Annotated in this window: 6 protein-coding genes; 1 reads left to right on the forward strand and 5 read right to left on the reverse strand. The window is 57.1% G+C overall.

The features are described 5' to 3' along the window. Window positions 1–12: 12 nt before the first annotated feature. Entirely contained in the window at window positions 13–1,017 is a 1,005-nt protein-coding gene (locus tag DW757_RS11300) for an AraC family transcriptional regulator (protein ID WP_118751740.1), read from the forward strand. Here the strand turns inward: DW757_RS11300 and DW757_RS11305 are convergent. The 5 genes from DW757_RS11305 to DW757_RS11325 form a co-directional block, all read right to left on the reverse strand. Continuing rightward, window positions 988–2,007: an XdhC/CoxI family protein gene (locus DW757_RS11305; RefSeq protein ID WP_118751741.1), complete on the reverse strand. Its 1,020-nt coding sequence runs from the start codon at window positions 2,005–2,007 to the stop codon at window positions 988–990. The two genes, DW757_RS11300 and DW757_RS11305, sit on opposite strands and share 30 nt — an antisense overlap. Before the next feature lie 85 nt (window positions 2,008–2,092). Further along, window positions 2,093–3,229, reverse strand: coding sequence for an ATP-binding cassette domain-containing protein (locus DW757_RS11310; RefSeq protein ID WP_118751742.1), 1,137 nt, complete (start codon window positions 3,227–3,229; stop codon window positions 2,093–2,095). Continuing rightward, entirely contained in the window at window positions 3,226–3,900 is a 675-nt protein-coding gene (modB, locus tag DW757_RS11315) for a molybdate ABC transporter permease subunit (protein WP_118751743.1), read from the reverse strand. The genes DW757_RS11310 and modB overlap by 4 nt, the downstream gene beginning before the upstream one ends. Window positions 3,901–3,910: 10 nt before the next feature. Then, window positions 3,911–4,885: a molybdate ABC transporter substrate-binding protein gene (gene modA, locus DW757_RS11320; RefSeq protein ID WP_118751744.1), complete on the reverse strand. Its 975-nt coding sequence runs from the start codon at window positions 4,883–4,885 to the stop codon at window positions 3,911–3,913. Window positions 4,886–4,889: 4 nt separating this feature from the next. Then, window positions 4,890–5,942: an MOSC domain-containing protein gene (locus tag DW757_RS11325; protein WP_008398921.1), complete on the reverse strand. Its 1,053-nt coding sequence runs from the start codon at window positions 5,940–5,942 to the stop codon at window positions 4,890–4,892. Between the last annotated feature and the right edge of the window lie 58 nt (window positions 5,943–6,000).

Raw genomic sequence — 6,000 nt, forward strand, 5'->3', positions numbered from 1 at the left:
GGGGTGAGGAAAATGACGGGCAGGATAAGAAAAAGCTGCGGCGCAGTAAAGAGCTCTGAGGCAGGTCCCGGGAAGGGGAGAGAAAAGGGAAAGAGAGAGCTTTCCTCCCACGGAACGGCGGAATTTCCCTGCGCGGGATATGCCTTTCCGGTATCAGCCCAAAGCCCTGTCCCCTGGCACTGGCATGAGGAGATGGAGATCATCGGCCTGAAGAGCGGGGAAATTAAGGTCCTGGTGCCAGGAAAAGAGTTTCATCTGAAGGCCGGCGGCTGTATTGTGATTAACTCAAACGTGCCCCACAGCGCAGAGGGGGAGGGGGAAGGGGAGCTGCGCTCCATTGTGTTTCACCCTCTTTTGGCAGCGGGAACCTGGGAGTCTGTTTTCGCCAAAAAATATATTACTCCTCTGACAGAGGAGGAGAGATTTCTGGCCTGCATGGGAGAAGCCGGGGGAGAGGGGCGTCAGGAAAGCGGGAAAAACAGGGAGCTGGCAGAGCATTTCTGGCGGGCGTTTCAGGGGCTGGAAAAAGCAGAAACAGGATTTGAGTTTACAGTCAGAGAGGAGATTTCACGGATATGTCTCCTTCTGTACCAGGAGCTGGGCATAGGATGGGAACAGCACGAGTATGAGCCGGGCCACGACAGCGTCAGAATCAGGAAAATGCTGGGATTTATTCACAGCCATTATGCCTCCGGGCTGACGCTGTCAGAGATAGCAGCTTCGGCAGGAATAGGAGAGAGGGAATGCCTCCGCTGTTTCCAGAGAAGCATCAGGACGCCGCCGATGCAGTATCTGTTAAAGTACCGGATTATGCAGGGGGCGGCCATGCTTCTGGCAGAGCCGGAGAAAAGCATTGCGCAGGTGGCCGCTGACTGCGGATTTGACAGTCCCAGCAATTTTTCCATGATGTTCAGGCGCTTTTACGGACAGGCCCCCAGGGAGTACAGGAGGGGCCAGAAAGGAGGCAGGAGGGTCGGGGCGGAAAAGCTACAGCCTGCCTGCCCTCCAGGCGATTAGCTGGGCGGCCACAGAAACTGCGATCTCTGCAGGTGTCTGGGCGCCTATGTCAAGACCGATAGGGGTGGTCACTCTCTTTCTGACTTCTGAAAAGCCTTCTGCCTCCAGGCGGGAAAATACAGTTTCCCGCTTTCTCCTGCTTCCCATGACTCCGATATAGGAGGCGGGGGAGCCGAGAGCAAAGCGAAGGGCCTGCGCATCCCCCTCGTGTCCCCTCGTCATAATACAGAAGGCGTCCTCCCTTCTGGGAGCCAGAGGACCGCAGAAGGCTTTTTTTAAAGCCTCAGGGGAAAAGGGAACCGTAAGAGCTGCCGCTGCCGCCGGAAAGCGTCCGCTGCCTGAAAATTCAGGTCGGTCATCGGCTGTCAGGAAGGGAAACTCCAGCTGCTCTAAAAGAAGCGCAAGTTCAGCGGCCACGTGGCCGCCGCCGAGAAGAAAGACCCGGTTTTCAGATGCCAGAGGAACAGACAGGAAGGAACGGCCATTTTCAGAGCATATCTGCGGTTTTCGTAAGGGGGCTGCAGGCTGTCTGCCCTCCCTGAGAGAAAGGAGGGGAGAGCCGTCTAGGGGAAGCAGCAGAGCGCAGGGCTCTCCGCGCTCCAGAAGCGATGACGCCCGCTCTAGGGCTTTCCTGGCGGATGTCAGGAGAGGGGTGAAGAGAACCTCCGTGTTTCCCCCGCAGACCATCCCCAGCCCTCCGGCTGTGCGGTTGTCCAGGATAAAGGAGCGAAGAAATCCTGTCATGGAAAAAAACGGGGCTTCTCCTGCAGGGCAGCCGTTTCCGGAGAGAGCGGCCTGTGCCTCCTCTATGCATCGGTGCTCCAGCAGACCTCCGCCGATGGTGCCTCCTATGAGCCCGCCCTTTCCCACCAGCATCATGGCCCCTGCCGCCCTGGGCGTGGAGCCTGTGGCTGAGGCGATGGAAACGAGGAAGGCCGGTCTGCCGGCTTCGATTTCTTTCCCCGCAGCCTGAATCAATTCTCTTGTCATCTCTGTAAACCTCCTTGCTGATTTCTGCCGGCTGCCTTTTGTCAGCTGCCTCTTGTCAGCTGTTTTTTTTGCCAGCCTCTTTTTGTCAGCTGCTCTTTAAAAGCAGAACCTGGGCCGGAGAGATTCCAAGCCTGGATGGAAAGTCGCCGGATATTTTTTCTTTTGGCACACGCCACCAGACGGGGGCGCTGTCTCTCTTTTGTGTTTCATAGAAAAACAGAACCATCCACTCAAAGGGCTCCTCCACCACATCGCAGAGGCGGATGGGAAACTGGTTTTTTGAGATGTCAGGGCTGAAGGAGTGGGCTCTCAGGCCGACGAAAGAGAGATTGTCCGGAACAGGGCGCTCCGTCTGGAGCGTGATATTCCAGGATGGAATGCGGACCAGAAAGGGGCCCTCCTTCACGGCAGGAACGATATTTTTGCACCCGGTCAGGCGCGCCGCCGCCTCATACTCCGGTTCTGCAAATACCTCCTTCACGGAACCGTTTCTCAAAATCCGGCCGCTGTCCATGACACAGAGCCGGGAACAGAGATGGTAGGCCTCATCCCGGCTGTGTGTGACCATGACAGTCCGGCAGTCCAGGGAGCTGAGGAGGTGTTTGAATTCCGGCTGAAGCTGATCCTTCAGATAGCTGTCCAGAGCGGAAAAAGGCTCGTCCAGCAGAAGAAGCCTTGGCCTGCCGGCCAGGATTCTGGCGAGAGCCGTTCTCTGGGCCTGCCCCCCTGACAGAGACCGGGGATGCAGGTGGAGACACGGCTCGAGATGAAACAGCTGCGACAGCTTATGAAGCCGCTCCTGCTCTTCTTTTTTTCTCTGAATATGGCTGTTCAGCAGCCTGCCGGGAGAAAAAGAGGTTTGCCTCTTCCCGCTTTCCGCGTCTGCGCCGGAATGTTCTGCTTCTGAAGCGCCTGCCCTCATGCCGCAGAGGATATTCTGGGCTGCCGTCATATTGGGAAAGAGGGCGTAGCTCTGAAAGAGGTATCCCACTCTCCTCTTCTGGGGTGAGAGACAGATGCCGCGCCTGGAATCAAACAGGGTTTCTCCGTCCAGGATAATCCGCCCGCTGTCCGGCTTTTCCACCCCGGCAATGCACTTCAAGGTCATGCTTTTGCCGCAGCCGGACGGGCCCAGAAGTCCTGTGACCCTATCCTCCGTCTCGAAGGAGACCTCTAAAAGAAAGTCTCCCAGTCTTTTTTTTATGTCCACAATCAGGCTCATTTCCTCTTTGCCCCTCCTTCCTTCTGCCTGCGCTCAATCAGGTTGACAGCCAGCAGCACAGCCGCCGAGATGGCCAGATTGACGGCCACCCACAAAAAGGCCTCCCCGTCCTTCCCTGTGCGCCAGAGCTGATAGACGGTGGTGGAAATGGTGGCCGTCCTGCCGGGAGTGTAGCCGATGAGCATACTGGTGGCCCCGTATTCTCCCAGGGCTCTCGCAAAGGCCAGCACAATGCCCGCCAGAATTCCCTGCCTGCAGGCAGGCATCCGGATGCGCCAGAAGATATAGAAATTGGACAGTCCCAGGGTCTGGCCGGCCTGGGCGAGGGTTTCGTCAAAGGATTCAAAAGCTCCCCGGGCCGTGCGGTACATGAGGGGGAAGGCCACCACGAAGGCGGCCAGTATTCCTCCGTACCAGTTCATGACAAACCGGACGCCGATAGACTCCAGTGCCATTCCTAAAGGACGCCTGTTTCCAAACAGGAGGAGCAGAAAGTACCCCACCACCGTGGGAGGAAGCACCAGGGGAAGGGTGAGGACCACGTCCAGGACGCCCTTTAAAACCCGGGGAAGGCGGGCAGCCCAGTAAGCAGCCGCGATTCCCAGAAAAAAGACGAACACACTGCTGACGGCTGCAATGCGCAGTGAGTTCCAAAGCGGATACCAGTCCATGGAAGTTCTCCTATTCTGCGGGGGAGAAGCCTACACGTTCAAACACAGCCATGGCCTCCTCGCCGGTAAGGTAGTTCAGAAAATCCATGGCTTCCTCCTGGTGGAGGGAGGATTTTGTGACAGCCGCCGGATAGATGACCTGGCCGCACATGTCGGCAGTAGCTTCATCAACAGGAGAAAGTCCCGCACTGAAGGCGTCGGTGCAGTAGATCACGCCGGCGTCCACGCTGCCCTCGCTGACCTGCGTGACAACCTCCTTGACATTGCTGCCATAGGTGATGCAGCCTTTCTGGGCTAATGCTTCCTCGTCAAGGCCGTACCACTGAAGGATATTTTGGGTGTACTGCCCTACGGGAACGTCGCTGTTTCCCATAGCCAGGAGAATATCGCCGTCCCTCAGGCGATTGGCCAGAGCGTCAAAGCTGTCAATATCGGTTTCGCTTCCCTCAGGGACAACGAGAACCACCTTGTTTTCCAGCAGGTCAATGCGGCTTTCGTGGAGGATAAAGTCGAGACCGTCCGGATTTTCTCCGCTGTCAGCCATAAGATCCAGCTGATCCATCTGCTTTTGTCCGGCGGAGAGGAAGAGATCACAGTCAGCTCCCTCCTCGATCTGTGTTTTCAGCGTGCCGGAAGAGTCAAAGTTGAAGGTCAGGGAGACGTCCGGCGCAATTTCCCGGTAATTCCCGGCGATCTCTTCCAGGGTTTCAGTCAGGCTTGCAGCGGCAAAGACAATGAGCTCGGTCTGCCTGTCCGTTTCCTGTGCAGCTTCAGAGGAGGCTGTCTGGGGGGCTTCGCTGTCTTGCGTGTCTGTTTTTGTCTCAGGGCTTTTTTGAGAGCTTTCCTGAGAGCTTTTTTGTGAAGAGCTTTGTGAGCTGCTGCACCCGGCGGCAGACAGGGCGAACATGCCTGCAAGGAGGAGGGCTGCTCCCCGTTTCTTCCTGCCCGGACGAAGATTCTCACTTGTTTTTGATTTTAAATACATCTTTTTATTCCTCCTTTGCATCTGCAGTTCCTGATTCTGAAGTTTCTGTATCTGCAGCTTCTGTGTGCCGGACTTCTCCTGCCTGCGTTTCCGGTCTGTTTTGCTCATTTTCTCCCTTCTGATGCTCTGCGGCGCAGTCCATGGGTGTTCCCCGCAGGAGGGAGAGGCCGTGGGGGAGCTGATCCATAAAGGCATCCATGCTCTCCATACAGGCCTTGGGGCTGCCGGGCAGGTTGACAATCAGAGTTTTTTTGCGGATAACGGAAACTGCCCGGCTGAGCATGGCCCGTCTTGTCACGGCCATGCTGGCGGCCCGTATGGCTTCCGCAATTCCCGGCACTGTTTTTTCGGCCACATCCAGGGTGGCCTCCGGGGTAATGTCCCGCGGGGCGAAGCCGGTTCCCCCTGTAGTGAGGATCAGATCCGGGCGCCGCTGATCGCAGAGCCGTATGAGCTCCTGTCTGAGCTTCTCCCTGTCGTCAGGAAGAAGCAGGGTTTCCACCACCTCAAAGCCGGCTGCAATGAGGCGGTCTTTAATGGCAGGACCGCTCAGATCCGGCCTCTCTCCCCTGGATGAGCGGTCAGAGAGGGTGATAACGGCAGCCTGAAAGGGAAGAGGCACATCCCTCTCTGCGATTTCCATCACGTCCCCCACAGCGATGGTTCCGGAGTGCAGCACTCTGGCGAACACGCCCTCCCTGGGCATAATGCAGTCGCCCACCCTGTGGTAAATGGCACAGTGGCTGTGACATTCCTTCCCTATCTGGGTGATTTCCAGCAGGACATCCCGGCAGCGAAGCCAGGTTCCCACAGGAAGACTCCTGAAATCAATTCCCTCCACCACCAGATTTTCTCCGAAGGCGCCAGGCGCCACCCCGGCTCCCCTGGCGTTGAAATCCGCGATCTTGTCGGCGCTCAGCAGGCTCACCTGCCTGTGCCAGTGCCCTGCGTGGGCGTCATCCCGGATCCCCCAGTCCTTCTCAAACCATCCCTCTGTGCGGTTTTCCTTCTGCACGCCGCGGATCTGGCTGGTGCAGACAGCAATTACCTTTCCCATTTCCTCGTATTATATAGTAGTAGTGTTTATAGACCCTCTCCAAGGTCTGTATGCTATA

This window comes from Clostridium sp. AM29-11AC (assembly GCF_003480545.1).
Classification (GTDB): Bacteria; Bacillota; Clostridia; order Lachnospirales; family Lachnospiraceae; genus Otoolea; species Otoolea saccharolyticum_A.

What these genes read in the sequence shown, in the direction of transcription:
- DW757_RS11325 (WP_008398921.1), bottom strand. Translation starts at nt 5,942, where the DNA reads ATGGGAAAGGTAATTGCTGTCTGCACCAGCCAGATCCGCGGCGTGCAG.
- DW757_RS11300 (WP_118751740.1), top strand. Translation starts at nt 13, where the DNA reads ATGACGGGCAGGATAAGAAAAAGCTGCGGCGCAGTAAAGAGCTCTGAG.
- DW757_RS11310 (WP_118751742.1), bottom strand. Translation starts at nt 3,229, where the DNA reads ATGAGCCTGATTGTGGACATAAAAAAAAGACTGGGAGACTTTCTTTTA.
- modB (WP_118751743.1), bottom strand. Translation starts at nt 3,900, where the DNA reads ATGGACTGGTATCCGCTTTGGAACTCACTGCGCATTGCAGCCGTCAGC.
- DW757_RS11305 (WP_118751741.1), bottom strand. Translation starts at nt 2,007, where the DNA reads ATGACAAGAGAATTGATTCAGGCTGCGGGGAAAGAAATCGAAGCCGGC.
- modA (WP_118751744.1), bottom strand. Translation starts at nt 4,885, where the DNA reads ATGTATTTAAAATCAAAAACAAGTGAGAATCTTCGTCCGGGCAGGAAG.